At 34.5% G+C, this 20,040-nt stretch carries 8 protein-coding genes; 2 read left to right on the top strand and 6 right to left on the bottom strand.

Annotation, left to right across the window (positions count from 1 at the left end; all coding sequences use genetic code 11):
* Positions 1-20 precede the first annotated feature (20 nt).
* Both ACFFGA_RS12870 and ACFFGA_RS12865 read left to right on the top strand, forming a co-directional pair.
* Entirely contained in the window at positions 21-443 is a 423-nt protein-coding gene (locus ACFFGA_RS12870) for a lipocalin family protein (RefSeq protein WP_386064673.1), read from the top strand.
* Between the two features lie 32 nt (positions 444-475).
* The gene (locus tag ACFFGA_RS12865; RefSeq protein ID WP_386064671.1) at positions 476-772 is read left to right on the top strand and encodes a DciA family protein; all 297 of its coding nucleotides are present in this window, start codon (positions 476-478) and stop codon (positions 770-772) included.
* A gap of 34 nt (positions 773-806) precedes the next feature.
* On the opposite strand, the gene ACFFGA_RS12860 is transcribed toward ACFFGA_RS12865, so the two are convergent.
* From ACFFGA_RS12860 to ACFFGA_RS12835, 6 genes are all read right to left on the bottom strand, one after another.
* Positions 807-6,749 carry a T9SS type B sorting domain-containing protein gene (locus ACFFGA_RS12860; RefSeq protein ID WP_386064669.1) on the bottom strand — a complete coding sequence of 1,981 codons (5,943 nt, stop codon included), beginning with the start codon at positions 6,747-6,749 and terminating at the stop codon, positions 807-809.
* A gap of 153 nt (positions 6,750-6,902) precedes the next feature.
* Positions 6,903-8,774, bottom strand: a complete 1,872-nt coding sequence (locus ACFFGA_RS12855) for an OmpA family protein (RefSeq protein WP_386064668.1) — start codon at positions 8,772-8,774, stop codon at positions 6,903-6,905.
* Positions 8,775-8,793: 19 nt separating this feature from the next.
* Positions 8,794-9,729, bottom strand: a complete 936-nt coding sequence (locus tag ACFFGA_RS12850; RefSeq protein ID WP_386064666.1) for a PorP/SprF family type IX secretion system membrane protein — start codon at positions 9,727-9,729, stop codon at positions 8,794-8,796.
* Positions 9,730-9,765: 36 nt separating this feature from the next.
* On the bottom strand, positions 9,766-17,076 hold the full coding sequence (locus tag ACFFGA_RS12845; RefSeq protein ID WP_386064664.1) for a choice-of-anchor J domain-containing protein: 7,311 nt from the start codon (positions 17,074-17,076) through the stop codon (positions 9,766-9,768).
* Between the two features lie 182 nt (positions 17,077-17,258).
* A complete protein-coding gene (locus tag ACFFGA_RS12840) occupies positions 17,259-18,407 on the bottom strand; it encodes a tetratricopeptide repeat protein (protein ID WP_386064662.1) in 1,149 nt (382 codons plus the stop codon).
* Positions 18,404-19,990, bottom strand: a complete 1,587-nt coding sequence (locus tag ACFFGA_RS12835; protein WP_386064660.1) for a helix-turn-helix domain-containing protein — start codon at positions 19,988-19,990, stop codon at positions 18,404-18,406. Before ACFFGA_RS12835 ends, ACFFGA_RS12840 begins: the two co-directional genes overlap by 4 nt.
* Positions 19,991-20,040: the final 50 nt, after the last annotated feature.

The raw sequence follows: 20,040 nt of genomic DNA, 5'->3' as shown, positions 1-20,040 counted from the left end.
TGTTGTAAAAATTTAAATAGATGAAAAAATCACTGTGGCTAATTTGCCTTTTAATTATTAGTAGTTGCTCCGTAAATCCTGAAACTTATATAGAACATATAGACGGTTATTGGGAGATAGATGAAGTGACATTATCCAATGGTACAACAAAACAATACAAATTCAATGAAACAATTGATTATATTAGCATAAATGATAGTTTACATGGTTTTAGAAAAAAGTTGAAACCAGGTATTAACAACACCTATTTTACATCTGGAGATTCTGAATCGTTAACTCTTAAAATAGAGAATAACAGTTTAAACATATACTACAGTACGCCTTATGCACAATGGAAAGAGACCGTTATTGAAGCTTCTAATGACTATCTTAAAATTGTAAATGAAAATAACGACGTATATTTATACAAACGTTACACACCAATAAATTTGGATGTTGAATAATTAAAATCTTACCGTTTTCACGGCAACTAAAAATGGCAAAACGAAATAATGACAACCAGCCTATAGAAGCTATTCTAAAAGAGTTTGTAAAGACTAATAATTTACAATCTGGTTTAGATAAGGTAAACGTGCGTGAAGCATGGGTAAACCTTATGGGTAACGGAGTTAATAACTATACCACAGCAATAGAACTTAAACACGAAACCCTTTATGTGCAATTAAGTTCTAGTGTACTGAGAGAAGAGCTGAGCTATGGCAATGAAAAAATCGTAAAAATGCTTAATGAAGCCATAGGCAAAGAGGTTGTAAAAAAACTTGTTCTTCGCTAGAGTAGCCTAATCTTAAACTAAAAATTAATAAGTTTTATCGTTTTAAGGTAAAGTGTGCTCTAAACTCTTTTTGCTTGTTTGTCATCGGCTCAATGTACTCTACCACAAACCAATAATCATTTGTTGGCATTAGGTTGCCATTAAAAGTTCCGTTCCAACCTGTACCTGTAGGACTTAGTTGTTTCAATAACTTTCCGTAGCGGTCATATATGTAAATTTTAGCACTACTTCCTATACCTGAAATATTCCAAGTATCATTATTTCCATCTCCATTAGGGGTAAAATATACAGGATAATCAATCACAAAAATGAGTTCAGACACCAATCCACAACCATTTTTATCTCTTGCGGTTACCTGATGCTCTCCAGCAGTAACATTTGTAAAAGTGCCATGATCTTGCCATGGACCTCCATCTAAACTATACTCGTATTCACCTATTCCTGTAGCCAACGCTTCAATAACATTATTAGACGCAAAAGCTTGAGTTACCAGGTTAACCTCCAACATTGGTGGTTCACTTTCAATTACTAACGTACTCGCTGTACTAACACAGTTAGTTACTGTAGAAGTACTAATATCTGTTACAACAACACTATATGTACCACCTTGAGTTGGTGAAATACTTGAGCTGGTTTCTGTTGGGATTACTGTACCATTATAACTCCATTCAAAATTATAATTCATATCCGACAAACCTGTATCAATAACCAGCGGATTTAGAACTTCAGTGCCATTAGTATTTACACAAAGGATATAATTTTCATCGAGACTAAATTCTGGTAAAGGATTTATTTGAAGCGTTACAGGCGACACAGCAAAACATATAGAGGTATCATCTCCCATACCATCTAAGGTATCGTTATCTACCCTTGCATAAATTACTTGAGGATTCACACTATTTTCATAGAGTAATGGCAATGGATTTACATTAAGATTTGCATCTTCTTCTGTTGCATAGTAACTCACAATATAGTTTTGTGGATTCTGACCATCTAGCACCTCAGCATCGATTAATGCTAGGTCAAATTCGGCTGTATTATTTGCTGGATTACCATCACTATCCATTTCATCATCACAAATTTGATAGACAATAGCCTCACCATCACTATTGGCCTCTGCTGCCTCTTGTACTTCTATGTTAAAACTAGCAGTACTTACTGAACAACCTGTATTAATATTAGTAATAGCGACAAATATTTCTTGAGGGTTGCTTGTGTTGATATAAGGGCTCACAATAGCATTATCTAAATTGTCTGCATCTGCCTGAGAAATATGATACGTTACTTGAAACAATGAAGCATCCTGTCCGTTCAGCACCTCATCATTCTTCATGTTTAGGTTAAAACTATAGAAACCATCCGTATTGAGTTCACACTCAATAAAATCGGTAATGGCTATCATTTCTGGTAACGGTTGTACTTCAATTTCAAAATCTACAATAGTAAAACAGCCTGTTGTATTATTGGTTACTCTAACATATATGGTTTGAGGTGAACTTATATTACTATACATTGTTGGATCTACAATGGCATCAACACCATCTTCAGCATCCTCTAACGATATATGATAGGTTGGAGATACGCCATTTTCACCATTAAGTAATAATGATTCATTTGTAGTTAAATCAAAAATTTCTACCTCATCACCAGCGTTATCATCATCGCAAAGTAACAAACTCGGTAAAACTTCTGTTGGTGTTGGGTTTGGCAGTACTCTTAAAGTTAACGTTGTATAATCCACACAACCTGTATCAGTATCAGTAACTACAACATATATGGTTTGCGGATTAGCAACAGCTCCATTAACCGAAGTATTGGTATAGGCTTCCGCATCAATCATATTCGATTGCGATTGCGCTTCTGCCTGCGTTTCATAATAAGCTACCGCATAGCTGTTATTACCTCCAGTTATTTCAGTGTTTTTAACGGTTAAATCAAAAACAGTAACTTCATCTGCAATGGCATCATCACAAAGTTCTAATGGAGAGGGTGAAACAGCAACTGGTGGTAATTCTACACTAATATTAAACATGCCTGTATCGTAACACGGAGTTGTATCACTTGCCAATCTTACATAAATAACTTGAGGATTGCTCGTATTTGTATAACTCTGAGGATTTGAAATTGGGTTATTACCAGAATCGGCATCTGCTTGAGAAACATGATAGGTTATAGTAACTCCCGTTTGTGTTCCAATGACTGCATTATTATTTAATGTTAAATCAAAAGCTGAAAAACCATTACTATCGGTATCGCAAATCGTAAGATCATCAATACTTGTTGGTACTTCTGGTGCTTCAACAACTCTTATCGTTAATGTTTCTGAAGCATTATAACAACCTGTAATGGTATTGGTTAATCTTATATAAACTGTTTGTTCGTTCATTACAATATTGGTATATGGACTTACAAGCGCATTAATCCCAGTATTGGCATCACCTAAAGTTTCGTGATAGGTAACTTGCGTGTTTAATTCGCCACCAATGATTTCTATTGATTTGTCTTCAAGATTAAAAATACCAAACCCATCGTTGTCTTCGTCACAGACTTCTAAATCTGTAGGTGTCGTTGGGCTAGGAATAGGGTTCACCCTTAACAGCATCGTAATAGTACTTGAACAACCTGTGGCATCATTAGTTGCTCTAACGAATATATTTTGTGGATTTACTGTATTTTGATAAGGGCTTGTAATTGGATTACTTCCGGTATTAGCATCCATTTGTGTTTCGTGGTACGACAGACTTATTCCTGTTTGTCCATTAAGGATTTCGGCAGCAGCATCGTCTAGCATGAAAAATTCTACCTCGTCTCCAGGATTATTGTCATCACACAAGTCTAATGGTGATGGTTGTTCCAAAACTGGTAAAGCATTCACTATAAGCTCTAGTGTGGTAAGTTTGTAACAGTCTGAATTGTCATCATCTACCCTCACCCAAATAATTTGATTGAAAGCAGAAGCATTCGTATAGTTATTAATGTTTGCTATGGCATTCATAGCATCTTCCGCATCTTGCTCATCAACATAATAGGAAACGGTGTATTGTGAAGGATCTGCTAAATTTTGAAGTATTTCACCATCTTTACTAGTTAAATCGAATTGACCATATCCATCTCCAGAAGCATCATCACATATTTCTAAAGGGCTTGGTGGATTACCTAACTGAGGAGTTGGGCTGACAATCAATTCTAATTCTACAATAGTATCACAATCTGTGGCAATGGTAGAACTTTCCACTCTAGCATACACAATTTGTGTACCTTGAACAATATTGTTGTAAGGACTCACTAACGCATCTACATTGTTATCCGCATTAGCCATTGTATCGTGATAACTCACCGTAAGTGTTGGGTCTCCACCTATAATCTCAAAATCTTTACTTGTTAAATCAAATGTCCCAAAACCATCACTATCTGGATCACAAAAAACAAGTGGTGTTGGTGTATTGGCAGTTGGTGCTTGCTCTACATTTAATTCTAATGTTGTTGTATTGTAACAGCCTGTAACAGTATCAACAACACGAGCAAAAATAATTTGTCCGTTAACCGTATTGGTATAAGGTATTGCTAATGGATTAGCATCATTATCTGCATCGGCTTGTGAAATGTGATAACTAACTGTGTAATTAGGATTATTTGCTGTAATCTCAGTGTCTTTAATTGACAAGTCTATACTAGTAATACCATCTGGAGTTCCATCATCACATACTTGAAGTGGTGTTGGATTCACTACTCCTGGAACAGGTGTAACAATTAAATCGAAAGTTGAAATGATATAACAATCTGTATTAAAATCGTTTTCTGCTCTTACGTAAATAGTTTGCGGACTACTTGTATTGGTATATGGACTCGCTAAAGGACCTATTCCATCTTCTGCATCTGTAAGCGAAAAATGGTATGTAATTGTAACATCAGTAGCTCCATTGAGCAGTAATGCGGTTTGAGAATCGAGATCAAATTGTTCGGTACCGTTATTACTAATATCATCACATTCCTCGAGAGAAGAAACAGGTTCAATTACAGGAGTATCAAAAACTTCTAAATCTATTTCAGCAATGTTATAACAGTCTGTCGCATCTGAGTCCACACGTGCATAAACCGTTTGGTTATAAGCTGCAGTATTTTGGAATGACGTAGGATCAGCAATTTGAGGTGTTCCATCTTCAGCTTCTGCAAATGTTACATAATACGTCACTTGAACGACTTGCGTATTTCCGGCAATAACTTCTGCCTCAGTTTCTGTAAGGTCAAAACTACCAATACCATTACTTGATGCGTCGCACGCTTGCAATCCTGTTGGAATGTTAGCAATAGGAGCATCAATAACCTGTAAATTTAAAGTTGTATAATCAACACACCCAAGGTCTGTCTCTACTCTAACGTATATAGTTTGATTTGCTGAAGTACTATCGTAAGGAGAAGCCAAGGCATCCGTTGCGTTGCCAGTTTCTGCCAGTAATTGGGTTTCGTAATAACTCACTGTAACGTTTGGTTCGTTATTTGAAATTGCAGCACTTTGTGCATCTAAATTGAAAGTAGCAGAATTTGGATTAACACCATCATTACATTCTACAAGTGGATTAGGATCAATAACTGTAGGTAGCGGATTAACTATAATGGTTTCAGTAGTGTTTATATTAAGCACACAGTTTGGAGCTGATGCAGTAGTAACAGAAATAACCTCAACATCTGTATTAGCCGTTAAAGCAGGTAAACTTAAAGTAAAATTGCCTGAAGCATCAAAATTAAATGTTTGCGTTGCACCTCCATCAATACTATAAGAAACGGTGGAATTAGGATCACCTGAAAACTGTAACTCGCCATCTTCGCCTTCACAAATAGGTGAATTATTAATAATAGTTGGTAAAGTATTTGTTGTAACCGTTACGGTTTCAGAATCCATGAGACCCTGTGAACATACTATTGAACCATCTGTAGCAAGAATTTGTGCGGATTCTAGATTAAAAACAATATCTGCTGTAGGCGAAAGTGTAATATTAACCACACCTGTATCGTCTAAAACCGTTTGCTGAGATGCACCTCCATCTATATTGTAATTAATAGCTGCATCTGGTGTACCAGTAATTGTAAATGTAACATCTTCACCTTCGCAAATAGCGTTACTAGAAACAGTCAATGACGCATCAGGGATTGGAGTTACAATTAAATCAAAATCAATTAGAGTATAACAATCCGTTCCTGCAGATTTAACTTTTGCATATATAGTTTGTGGATTGGATGTATTGGCATAAATCCCAGGCAACTCATTAATATCATCAGTTGCATCTGCTAAACTTTCATAAAAATCAATTGTATTACCTGCGTCTGAATTGATACTATTTCTTAAACTATTAAGATCAAAAATTGCAATATCTGGGTTACTACTACATTGCTTTACATCGTCTATCTCATTAGCCTCTGGTGGAGAAGGAAAAGCACCAGTTCCTGTAGCAGCTGTACCTGTCCATTGCAGCTCAAAACCACCATCACCAGCTGGTCTATCAATTACAATATAATAAGATTCGCCAACATTAACATTTAACCAAAATACATAACCATTACCATTAGCACCTGGTCCTGATTGTGTTAGTGTTGTACTTCCATTAATACCTGTATGATTATTTGATAAACCCGCTTGATTTGGGTTAGTAGTGGCACAACGTATTGGACTACCTAAGTTAGAACAAACACGGTTTGGCCCATAAACCCAAAAGTCGTAATCGACCAAAATATCTGGGTCATTTGGAATTAAATCAAAACCTAAAGTTCCTGCTTGAACAATATTAACTTCTAACCAAATTGAATTATGCTCAAACCCACCACAGCCATCTACTTCAAAATCATTACCAGAACCTGTAGCATTAGACATAAAATTACCGTTACCACAAACTGTAATGGCATTTACACAATCATTTGGTTCTTGCGCATTTGTTTGAAAAAAAAGTATTAAGAAAACTGTTACAATTAAAATCCTATTCATTACACCTAAATCCTTATATCATACTATTTTACAGCCAATAAACCCTGTGTTTCTGGCTATTGAAACTTTAGTAAACTCTATTTATAAATATTCTGTTTCTTACTGAAATAAAACAGTTAACCATAACATTTTCCTACCAAAGAAGGACAAATATTAATCCTTAACAATTAAAAATTCAGATCGTCTATTTTGAGAATCTTCCTCTTCTGTACAATTAGAACCACAATTTATCTTTGGCTCACTGCTTCCTAATCCTTTTGCAGACAATCTATCTTTACTAATCCCTTTAGAAATTAGGTATTGTACTGTTGCCTGTGCTCTTCTTTCAGATAGCTTTAAGTTATAACTTGGACTACCTTTAGAATCTGTATGCGATCTCACCAAAATATTCATTTCTGGTCTATCCTTCATAATTTCAACAAGCTTATCGAGCTCAAAAGCACCTTTTTGTGTGATATTGCTTTTATTGAACTCAAAGTAAATATTATTTAATTTCACTTCTGTTTCTGTTACCAATTCATTAATTGGTTTTAAATCCGCATTGATAGTCACATTTTCTCCGTCAGAGACTTCCACTTGATATGAAGCTGTTTCATAACCATCCATGGAAACATTTACTGTGTAATTATTTTCACAGCTAATATCAAAACTTGTTTCACCACTCAAATTAGTAGCTTGTGCTGCTATTTCGTAAAATTGAGCATCTGTAAGTGATACACTAGCACCAGGAATTAATTTATTATTATCCGCATTTTTTGCAACAACAATCGCTTGAAAATTACAAATAGGGATTGCCTTATAAATATTATCTACACCAGATCTGTTAGATGAGAAAAAGCCGATTTTTTTTGAAATATTCACACTAAAAGCAAAATCGTCTCTTTTAGTGTTAATCGCGTTTCCCAAATTTACAGCAGCATCATTTTTATTTGTATCAAATTTAAAGATGTCATAACCACCAAAGCCTTGCAACCCGCTAGAAGCAAAATACAGAATACCATCATCACTTATGTACGGGAATCCTTCTTTTCCTGAACTGTTAACTTTTGGCCCCATGTTTACAGGATCGCCATAAGTGTTTCCGTTAATAGTGATTTTCCAAATGTCTGTATCACCTATTCCGCCTGGCATATTTGAAGCAAAATAAAGTGTTTTTCCATCTTTACTTAAGCTTGGATGACTAACCGTATAATCTTTACTATTGATTGGCAATGCTTCAATATTCCCCCATTTACCATCAACCATAGTTGCTTTATAAATGCCTTGTTGCGCTAATTTTACACGTTTATTTTTTATTTTTTTGTAAGAGCCTTCACTATGACCATCTCTAGAAAAATACATAGTTTTTCCATCTGCACTTATTGTCAGTGGTCCATCGTGATAGATTGTATTTAATTCTTCAACCTCTTCTGGTGCTGATAAAGAACCGTCCTCATTTCTTATCGATCTATAGATATCTAAGTAAGGTTGGTTGGTCCATGCATCTTCTTTCTTTGATGCCTTTCTAGTACTCACAAAATAAAGGATATTATCATTAGATAACACAGCACCAAAATCACTGTTTTCAGCATCGTTAATAGCTGTTTCTTCTACATTAAACGCTTTAGAAATATCTGCTAACTGCGGAATATAATTAGGATTTTGCAGATGTGCTTTTGCGCGCTCGTCATTAGGCACCATTTTAGAAAATGCATCCATTTGCTTATTTGCTTCTTCGTATTTTCCTTGGGATTTTAATACTTGAGCATAACGATAATGTGTTTCGGCATCTTGACTATCTTCTAGAGCTTTCCCATACCATTTTGAAGCTTCCTCTATATTAAAAATATTGTAATAACTGTCAGCAAGTTGCTTATAAACATAACTATCAGCCTCACCACTCTCAGTAAGCTTTAGATATTCTTCAATAGCATCAACAAACTGATATCCATCATATAGTTTATCTGCTTTTTCTGATTGTTTATTTTGTCCAAAGCTTGCCGTAATTATTAGAAACAAGCTTAAAAAACTATATATTTTTTTCATTTTTAAATGCGTTTTTTGGTTAGAAAAATCTAGGTGAAATAGATACTTTTTTTGAGAAATTTAAATCAAACAATAACATAATTTCATGAGAACCAGAGGTCTTTATATTAAGGTCTGATGTTACATAATCATAGGCATATCCAATTCTAATTTCTGGTGTTACAGCAAAATTTGCCATAGCACCAACTGAATCGTCTAAGCGGTAGGTTGCACCAAACTCAAAACGGTCATTAAACAAAAAGTTAGCTGACAAGTCTAATGATGTAGGTGCCTCAAATGCTGACTTTAATAAAAATGATGGTTTAAACTTTGTATTAGGTGATAAATTGAATACATAACCAGACGAAAAGAAATAGTGTAATACTTCTGAACCGTATTTAAACTCTTGTCCATTATTGGAAACGTCTAAATATGTACTCTTAAACATATTAGGCACAGAAAAAGAAACATAAAATTTATCTGTGTAATAAAACACACCTGAACCTACATTTAAATATGTGTTGCTCGTGTTTTCACTAAATGCTTCGTCACTTGGGTCTGGTACATAGCCATTTCCGATTTCACTGAATAAACCTATTTTTTGAAAAGTTGCACCTCCTTTTAATCCAAAGGCTAATCTACGCTCACCTCCTAAATTAAGGGTATAAGAAAAATCCGCATACACATTATTTTCTTCAACAGGACCTATTTGATCTGAAATAACTGACAATCCTAAACCAACATTTTTACCAACTGGACTATGAACCGATAATGTAGCTGTTTTAGGTGCATCATTAATACCAACCCATTGCGAACGGTATAACAACCCAATTGCTATAGCCTCTTTAGAACCAGCATAAGCTGGGTTTACAACATTCATATTATACATATACTGCGTATACTGAGGGTCTTGCTGTGCGTTGGCACTCAACATTATCATAAGTGCAAAGGCTATTGTAATATATATATTTTTCATCTGTATTTTATATTGCATTTTGGTTTTCATTTATGATTAGTGAGCTCTATTTATAAAAACCCAACCTGTTAATTTACTACCATCATCTTTTCTAATGGTATAGAAATAGGTTCCGTCTGGCAAGTCATCACCTTTACTAGACTGTCCGTGCCATTGGTTTGAGTATGTCCCATTAAACTTATATACTTCTCTACCATTTCTGTTGAAAATTAAAAGGTTAGTTACACCATATCCAGTTAAATCAAAGCTGTCATTTTTATTATTTCCATCTGGTGAAATACCTCTTGGAATATCTCTACATGATAATCGTTCCGCAGTATAAAATGCTGTTGTTGTACATTCACCATAGTCTATGGTTACAGAAAATACTGTTGGCACCATTACATTTGGAGTTTGATCTGCATAATCTGTTACATTAAATGTTTCAGAATCTTGCCCAACCACATTTCCATTAGAATCCATCCAAGTATAAGTCACTTCATCAGGATTATAAGAATTATTTACCGGAGAAGCTGTTAACATAAAGTCAGCATCTTCACAAGCACCTTCAATTGCCACTTCTATTGAATCTAAAATGCTTATATCATACGTACTTGTTCCACTTTCCATACAACTTGAAGCGTCCTCAGCAACTTCATAAGTAATCGTATAATTACCTACACTACTTGCTGCGATATTTATTTCGCCAGTTGCAGCATTTATTGAAAGTCCAGGTGCTGCACTAAAAGTACCACCTGTTGTAAATCCAGCTTCTAATTCTGGAAGCACATTCATACTATCTGCACAATAAATGTCTTCATTATATGAAAATGCTGTTACAGGCTCAGTACTTGCTACAATTTCAATTGATGTTATAAAAGTTCCTGAAGCTGTACATGTAGCACTTTCTTCTGCAATCGTATAAGTTATATCATGTGTACCTGCAGTCGCTGTAGACAAATCCACTTCACCAGTTGTAGCATCTACTGTAACAGTTGATGAACTAAACTGTCCACCAGTTGCAAAGCCTGCATCTAAACTAGGTTGTGGGTTTGTTGATTCCAATACACAGAATCCTATATTGCCGTAATTAAACCCAGTAACAGGTACAGTAGCTGGAGTAAACTCAATTGTTGTTGTATAAGTTCCAGCAGCAGTACATGTAGCTTCATCTCCATCATAAGTATAAGTTACATCATGTACACCTTCAGTTGCAGAAGCCATATCAATTTCTCCCGTATTAGCATCGACCGTTAATACTGGCGACGTAAATGTTCCTCCTGTTGCAAATCCAGTAGCCAATGTAGGCATTGGATTAGTAGCAGCCACAACACAAGTATCATCATAACCGAAGGTTAACTCTGGTATAAATGAATCACTAACTGTAACAACTATTTCAGCTCTAGGCCCTTCACAGCCTTCAGAATCCATATAAGCTACGTAGTAAGATGTTGTTGCAACAACCGATGTATCTGGTGTTGGCGCAGTAGCGCTTCCTGTTCCACCAACAGCCTGAGTGTACCACACTAAAGTATAGGTACCTGATGCTGATGCAGTAAGTTGTTCTGCTGTATCATTTAAACAGTATTCAACAGGTGACTCTACTGTTGGTGTTTCAGCTACACCATTATAAACAATCTCTAAATCATACGAACAATACCTTGTTTGCCAAGTAAAAGTATATAACCCAGGTTGTACAAAATCTGTAATTTCTGTGGTGTTACTGTTAGCATCTGCAATTGTAACCGTTCCAGGGTTAGAATCACTTGGCACCCAAGATCCTACTCCGTTTGCCTCTACATTAGCAACAACATTATCACAATCTACAGTAAATGGCTCCGTGATGATTTCATTGTTTGGTGTAATATTTACAGCATCTATAACATTACCAACAGAATTATCCCCAAAAGCTCTAAAAACAAATCGTGTAGTGGTTTGACCAGAAGGAACTTGATATTGCCCGGAGATTTCTGTCCAAGCCTGAACAACTGCTAAGTTTTCATTAATTAGTGTATAAGGTCCATCTGGAGGCCCTGCAAATAATTGAATAATATTATTTTCAGACCTTCCTAAATGTGCATAGCTAAAATCATATAAAGTAATTTCCGAAGAATCAAAATCTCTGTAATAACCTTTAATATTAGGATCGTTTGGATCTATTGGATCACCGTCTGAAAGGATTTGAACACATTGACTACCTTCATAAGGTTCAAAACCAGGCGCAACTAATCCTTCCCAAATAAATATTGCTTGCCAGTCTAAACTTGTACGCCAGCCTGGAACGGCTTGAATAGTCCCTATAGAAGAAATACCACTTAAATAACCTAAAATAGGCTCTTCAAAATTACCATTAACTGTTTCTATAGAACAAAGATCTGTAGGTGTTTTTACACATACGTTAAATCTGCGACTATTAGGTTCTGAACTATTTAGAGTTAGCCTTAATTTATAATTATCACCTACAGTTAATTCAGTAGTATACATTGCAACCAATACTTTATCATAAGTACAAGCAATTTCTTCAAGACTACCACCATTATCTTTATAAAGTGTCATAGTAACATTTGGATAAGGCTCGTCACCACTACTTTCATAAAAACTGCCTGTAAATCCATTTACTTCTATAATATGTACAATTGACTCTGCTGTAAAATCAAACCATACATCACCAATATTAGCGCCATCACATGTCATACTTTCTGTAGAAACTGTTGCTCCTATAAATGACACTTCGGTTGCAGATGTTTCACAAGAATTTTCAGAATTTATAGGAAGCAATAAAGCTGTAGTAACATCATCGTTTCTAACAAATTCAAAAGGACCAGACCAGTAGCTTTCATCACCTGTACCACAAACTGCTCTCACAAAATATTCATAAGTTGCAGCATTAGGATCATTAAAATCAGAAGCAGTTGGAGTATATGAATTTGTAGAAACTATAGTTCCTGATTGTGGTATAGTTCCATTTTCAAAAGGCTGAATTGCAATTTCCCATTGTGTTTCTGTACCGCCTGGGATCCAAGACATTGTATTAGTTGGGCTTATTGCTAAATTGGTTGGTTGTGGACAAGAAATTTCACCACAAATTGCTGTACCCTCATAAACAGTTCGCCTAATAGGAGGACTAAACGGACTAGTATAAATTGTAATCCCGTCGCTATTTTTAATTTCAAATTGATAATTGTCATATTGGGACTGCGCACTACCTAAAGTTGAAAAGAAAACCGAAAATTCTACACCAGAGCAAAAGTAGACCTGAAATTCTTCAGCTACTTCACCATTGAATGGTAAGGATTGCGTTACTTGATTATTTTGAGTTATATCTAGTGATGCAGACACATCAAAATCACTTGTCAATACAAACGTATATAGACATAAATTATCCAAATCACATCTTGTTGTTACTTCTTCTGGACCTGTCCATTGACTTTCTGATCCACTACAAATTGCTCTAATATATACATCGTACATAGTAGAAGCATCTAGACCTGTAATTGTAAACGGATTAGTTGTTGTATTGTATAAATAACTTGGGTCTGTATCACCCACAGGAGCTGGTGTACCTGAAGGCTGAACTGAGATCTCCCATGCTGTTTCAGATCCATTAGCATCCCATTCCACTTCTACTTCAGTATCTGAAATGTTGTTAAAAGTGATATTAGATGGTTCTGCACATTCTGGAATATCTTCAATATTTACATTGTCTATAAAAAGACCATAACCTCTATAACCACAAGGGCATGGTGGAAAATATTGCGCATGGAAAGCAATATTTATATTACCACTAATACCAGCTGGAAAGTTGATGATTTTTACTTTATATTCCTCATTATTAATTATTACGGGGTCTACATCTGAATCGTATAATACTGTTGTAAATTGATCCAAACCAACTCCATTAGTGGAGAGTAGCACTTCCAAATCTTCAATATATAAATCACTAACCGCTCTATAATAGAATCGCAAACGTTGGTTCTCTGTAATTGTAATTGTTGGAGAAATTAACCAATCGTCACTATTACCATTTGTTGTTGTTAAAATAGCTGCAGATTGATCTCCTTCATAAGGGTTTACAACACTATTAAACTCCCAATTATAATAATCCTCATTATTATTAACTGATTGCCAACAACTTTCGGAGGTTGAATCAGTGTTAAAAGTTTCTACAAAAGGCGCAACAAAAGGTGTACATATAGTGTTAAAAGTAACAGGCCCAACCCATTCACTTCCCTCAGCACCACAATTTGCCATGACGTAAAATTCGTATTCTGTATTTGGATCTAAACCAGATACAGAGTAATTAGTACTTGTAACATTTTCTCCATTTGTTGTTGGTACTCCCGAACCTACAGGTTGCACAACAATGTTCCATGATGCCTCCTGATAACCAGCTGTCCAAGATAAATTGGCTGCGTTTGTAAATACACTATCTACTGCTAAATTCGATGGATTTGGACATGCTGGTGCATCTGTAATACTAACATCATCAATACTTAATATTGACCAAACACCTGTAAATTCTGGTGGAACTCTAAAGGCAAAATAAACTGTACCAGAGCCTTCAATTATGATTGTTTTTTCTTCAAATGAGCTATTGGTAATTATTTCAAGAGGCGAAATAACCGAAAAACTAGCTGGATTTGTATTGGTTGTAGACATTAACACTTCTAAACCAAAACGGGTAGCAGTTGAAAACAATGAGAAATCTGCTCTAACTTTAAATTTTAAGGCTTTAGGACTACCATCTAAATTAATTGCTGGAGAAATTAAGTAGTCATTAAATCCAGATGGAGGAGTAAAAATAGAGGTCTGTAAAGTAGCATAAGTTTCATTAATGCTCCATGCTGTACCATCACTATTAGCATCATTTATTTCCCAGCAAAATTTTTGAGTATCTTGGTCATCGTCGTTAAAACTTTCGTAAAATGGTGTATCATAAGATGCACAGAGTGTTGTAAACTCTACAGGACCTACCCATTGACTAGTATCATCAATAGCACAAACAGCTCTTACATAAAACTCATACCTATTTCCTGAATCTAAACCATCAGCTATATATGGAAAATTAGAAGTTGTTAAAACCCCTGATGTTGTAGGTATTCCAGAATTTAAATCTTGTATTACGACCTCCCACTCGGTTTCTGAATCCCCAGCTGTCCAAAACAACCACGCAGAATCGTCTGTAATTTGAAGAACGAATGGATTTAATGGGTCTGGACATGATGGTTTGTCTTCAATAAACACATCATCTATAGAAAGTCTTAATGCAGTTTCTGAAGTATTTGGTTCTACTATAAATGCAATATTTACATTACCTGTAATTGATTCTGGAATATTTACTATTATTTCCTGAAAAGTTGAATTCGTAATCGATGTTTCTGGCAAAATAGTAGTTGTAAAATCATCAACCCCAATACCAGTTGTAGATAATTTCACAGTATAGGTTGCTGTTCCTTGGGTTGCTCTATGCTTATATCTTAATCTTTTTTGAACTCCTTCAAAATTGATTTGAGGAGATACATAAAAATCGTGGTTTTCATACTGGCTAGCATTAACTACAGTTGTAGCATAGCCTCCAATAAAAGCCCAAGTTGTACCATCACCATTAGCATCTATAGTTGTCCAGCATGGCTCAGGGTTTTCATTTGTAGCATTAGCAAAATCTGTTGAGTAAGGTGTATTAAATACGGTACATTGGGTTGTAAATGTTGAAGGATTGCTCCACACACCAGGTGTCCCATTACAAACGGATCTTACATAAAAATCGTAAGTTGTAGCTGGTGCTAGACCTGTATTGATAGTATTATCAATATTAGTTGCTGTTGCTGTTCCGGCACCTGTCGGCTCACCAGAACCTGTTGGTACTACTGTATACTCCCAGGAATCAGAAAAACCTCCTATATTATCCCATGAAAAATTTACGCTATCTTCTGTTAGATTATTATAAACTATATCTCCAGGAGGCGCACATGTTGGACTTGAAATCTCCAATTCAAAACAAACACCTGCTGTAGGAGTTGTAAATTCAGTTGATACAACAATAATATAGGTTTGTCCAGCTTGCACCAATAAGTTAGATATTGTTTTAGGATCAAAAGCATCAATTGTTATTGTACCAGCGATACAGTTTACACCTACATCTGAGCAACTATCGTAAACAAACAAGGAACTTCTACTGTTATAGCAATTGTTACCATTGGCACCTCCATCAGTACCTGTTTCTTGTGTTAAGGTTAATAAACCATCTTCTGTTGGCGTATAGGATAAAAATATTTTGTTACCCGCTAAATAATTTGTCGTTGATGTACCTAATATACAATTAGTTCCCTGTGTAGAGTAAGAAATATCGGGATTAGCCCATTGATCTAAGTTATCCACTAAAACATAAGGCGTTGATGAAATATCTGGGATTATTATAGGAGCGTCACAAGATAAACCAAACTTTAAGGTTTTAAATGTGTAAGGCCCTGTAAAAGCACTTTGTGTACTATTATCACAAACTGCTGAAATATAAATGTCATACTCCGTATCTTCATCTAAATTATTAAGTGTATATGAAGTTCCAGTAATAGGAATACCACTACTTGCAGGTACGCCACCTGTAGGTAAAATTTGAATCTCAAAGTTAGTTGCTGTAGGATGCGACCATGTAACCTCAGCTCCATCCACTGTAATTGCATCTATAGTAACATCGTCATCTTCAACCTCGATACAACCTTCTAAAACTGAAACACTATCTACAAACCATTCATCACCAGTTGGTGTCGCTCCATTTTGGGTGTTAATTGCTACAAAGGCAATGTAGATGTTTAATCCTGCCGGAATTGATGTTGGGATCTCTATTACCTTCTTTTCATAAGCAGTTTGAGCTCCTAAATTAAGATTAGATTCTGTATAAGATTGTATTGTAATATTAAATCCATTAATATCTGGTTGTGCAGCTGTAGAAAGCCTTATTTCGTATTGAGCACCATTATCTGCTTCATTAGCTTGCTTGGTGTAAAAATGTATTTCACCATTTTGAGGCACTGCCAGCTGTGGTGTAACCAAAAAGTACTGTGCCGTGTTTTGATCGCCAATATTGTCAGCACTTGGATTTACTGAAGCACCATTTGTACCCAAGTAACCGTCTGCTGAAGTTGCCCAATTTTGTGTTCCAACTCCATTATCTATAAGCGTCCATTCACTAGGAATTCCGCTATCAAAATTTTCTGTGAGTTGCGCAAAACTTTTGCTTGAAAACAGTAAGACAAATGTAATTAGTAGGATGCCTTTAAAATTTGTACATTTTGAAGAATTTGATTTACAAAAATTACTAGGCGAAAATAATTGATTTGTTGCTACTTTGTTTCGTAACTTATTTTTCATATTGTGATATTTTCAGTTGGAGTTAAAATAGATTTTTGATAACCTAAATATACAACTAAAAACAGCATTAATATAAAGTATACCTTTATCAATTACTGAAATTTAAAAGCTAAAATTTAAGTTCAAAACTCTGACAAACAGCTTTTTAAATAAATATAAATCTAAAATATCTATTGTAGATGTTATTTTTTGTTTTGAATGGTTTTAAGCTTATTTCGAAGTGATTTCATGACTTTTAAGTTTTTCCTTTCTACCAGTAAAACTCCAAAAATGATAAAAATTATGGCTCCAAAAATCCAATTTAACCTCGAATTAAAACGCCTCTTTAGAGCGTTTAAATTTTGATTTTGAATCTTAGAAGTTTCTTCGAGTGAAGCACTAATTGAGTTACGTTCAGACAGTTTTATACCCAATTGTGTTTTTGCATAAAGATCATAGTATTTTTGATATTCATCCCATTGGTTAAGCGCTAAATAATTTTCGAACAAGCCATTGTATATCCCTAAATTCAACACCAAATCCCCTACATTATTAGATTTATTTAAAGCCGTATGCAATAAGTTTAAAGCTTGCCGGTATTCGCCTTGTAGCGTATAGACTTCGGCTAACCCTTTTTGCGCAAAAGCGATGAGGCTATTGGCATTTTCTATTTGCGCAAATGCAATAGATTTATTAAAGCTCTTTATAGCTTCATTATATTCTGAGAGTAATGTATAGCAGTTTCCTTTGTTGTAATGTACAATACTTAGATTAGTATTAACATCAGTGTTTTTGAGCCTTTGGTACTCTTTAATACCTTTGTTAAAATACTCTAAAGCAATATCGCAATTTAAATTATCCTTGTAAATAAATCCTTTTACAGTATAACTGTTAGCTAAAAGTTTTCCAACAGAATCACGAACAGGGTACAACAATGCCTGTTGTTCTGTTTTTTCTAAATATTCAATGGATTTGTCAAATATTTTAAGTTGCTGGTATAGAATTCCTGTTCTAAATAAAATTTCAATTTGTAAAACCTTATCATTAAGATCCTTGGTAAACTCATCAGCTTTCACAACATACTCCAACGCTTTTTGATAATCGCGCTTAGAGGTATACGCTAACGACACTAACATTAAAGATCGTGCTCTGGATTTTCTTGAAAAATTGGTGTTATTATAGATATTCAATCCTAATTCAATTGATTTATCAGGATTTTCATAAATATGATTTGTTGTTACTTCAAGTAAGCTATCAGCTTGTTGTTGATTAACAGGCAAATCAAAAGCAAAGGTTGATACATGAAAACTAATTGCCAAAAGCACAAAACCATATGTAAATCTAGAGATCATGATACTACAGGTTTAGAATTTTGTTCTTTTCTTTCTTCTTGTATCAATTTTATAAAAGTAACAGGAGACATCCCAACTACAGACTTAAATACCGTTGCAAAACTACTATGCGAAGAATAGCCACTTTCCTCAGCCAAAAAACTGATTTTATAATTGATATAATTTGAATCGTTCTTTAATTTATCAATAATATAGTTTATCCTTAATTTATTAATAAAGGTGTTAAAATTGTCATGATAATGTTTATTGATAACACCCGAAAGGTATTTGGTATTAGTTTCAAACTGTCCAGCCAATACGGCTAATGACATATCTTTATTTAAAAACTTCCTGGAGTTTTCAAATCGTTTTAGTTTAGTTAATATATTTTGTTCTGTTTCTTCTGGTATTTCAATACGCTTTGTTTTGACCTTTTTAGAAGGTTTGGTTTGTAGGTAATTGTTTTTTGTAATTTCAATATAACTTATAATTTCTCTTAATCTCTTTTTTCTACCTTCGCTTTTTAAAATGACAAAAAAGCCCACAAAACACACAAAGAATAACCCACCAAATGAAATATACTCATAATTTTTATACCTCTGTTCTTCTTCAATCAATACGGCATCATCTTGCTCTGACAATAAATTATAAAGTGTATTAAGAGATTCTTGTTCAAGTAAATCTACTTGATTACTAAGCGCTAAAAATTTATCATTATATACTTTATGTTGGTTCTTTTCATTCGACGCTAAGTAACTAATTGCCAAATTCTTATTAATTTCCATTAATAAACTAGCGTTTTCAATTATCTCAGCAAATCGGGAAGCAATGAATAGACTTTCTTCACATTCTTTGAACTCTTTTTTATATAAATGTAACCGGCCTATCTCGTTATAAATATTTGCTTTTTGATATAAATTATTGGTCGTTGAAGTATTAGATAAAACCAAGACTTTATTGATATAAACAGTTGCAGAATCTATTTCAGATATACTATTGTAAACACCTACTTTTGCTAAGTATAAGTTTATCTTTTCGTTGATGTTGTTATTAAAAAAAGTACTAAACTTAGTTTCTACGTCATTTATTACCTTAAGCGCTTCCTGGTTCTCTCTTCTAGAGACGTGCATATTAATTTGTTCTAAAATCACATGACCTTGCATGGCATTATTTGTAGAGTCATTTACACTTTTTATTAAACTTTTTGCCTGCGTCAAGTAGTCTTTAGATTGTTTGTCTAAATACAATTTTCTTAAAATCTTAGCCTTAAGAATATTAAGCTCAATTTTTGTTCTGACAGAAACGTCAATGGAAAGATTACTATCATCAAAAGCATGTGATATAGCTTTGGCATAATTACCTTTTACTAAAAAACTCTTGGCTATCAAAAGATTGAGATTTGCTCTTTCTTTGGGCTCTTTACTTGCCCTTAATAAATGTTCTGTTATTTTTATTGACTCATCTGGATCTGAAAATATGAGTTCTTTTGCCTTTATAATAAGATCATTTTGTTGTGCATACCCTTTTGACACATAGCATAGACTAGCATATAAACCCACTAAGCATAAGTATTTATAAAAGGAGATTTGACTTTGTTTCATCATATACACAACAATTTATTGACCTAACCATCACATAAGATAGAGTATTTTAA

The organism is Winogradskyella pulchriflava (assembly GCF_042434315.1).
GTDB classification, from domain to species: domain Bacteria; phylum Bacteroidota; class Bacteroidia; order Flavobacteriales; family Flavobacteriaceae; genus Winogradskyella; species Winogradskyella pulchriflava.
The sequence above is the reverse complement of the archived record's forward strand: the minus strand, read 5'-3'. Positions and strand labels throughout refer to the sequence as shown.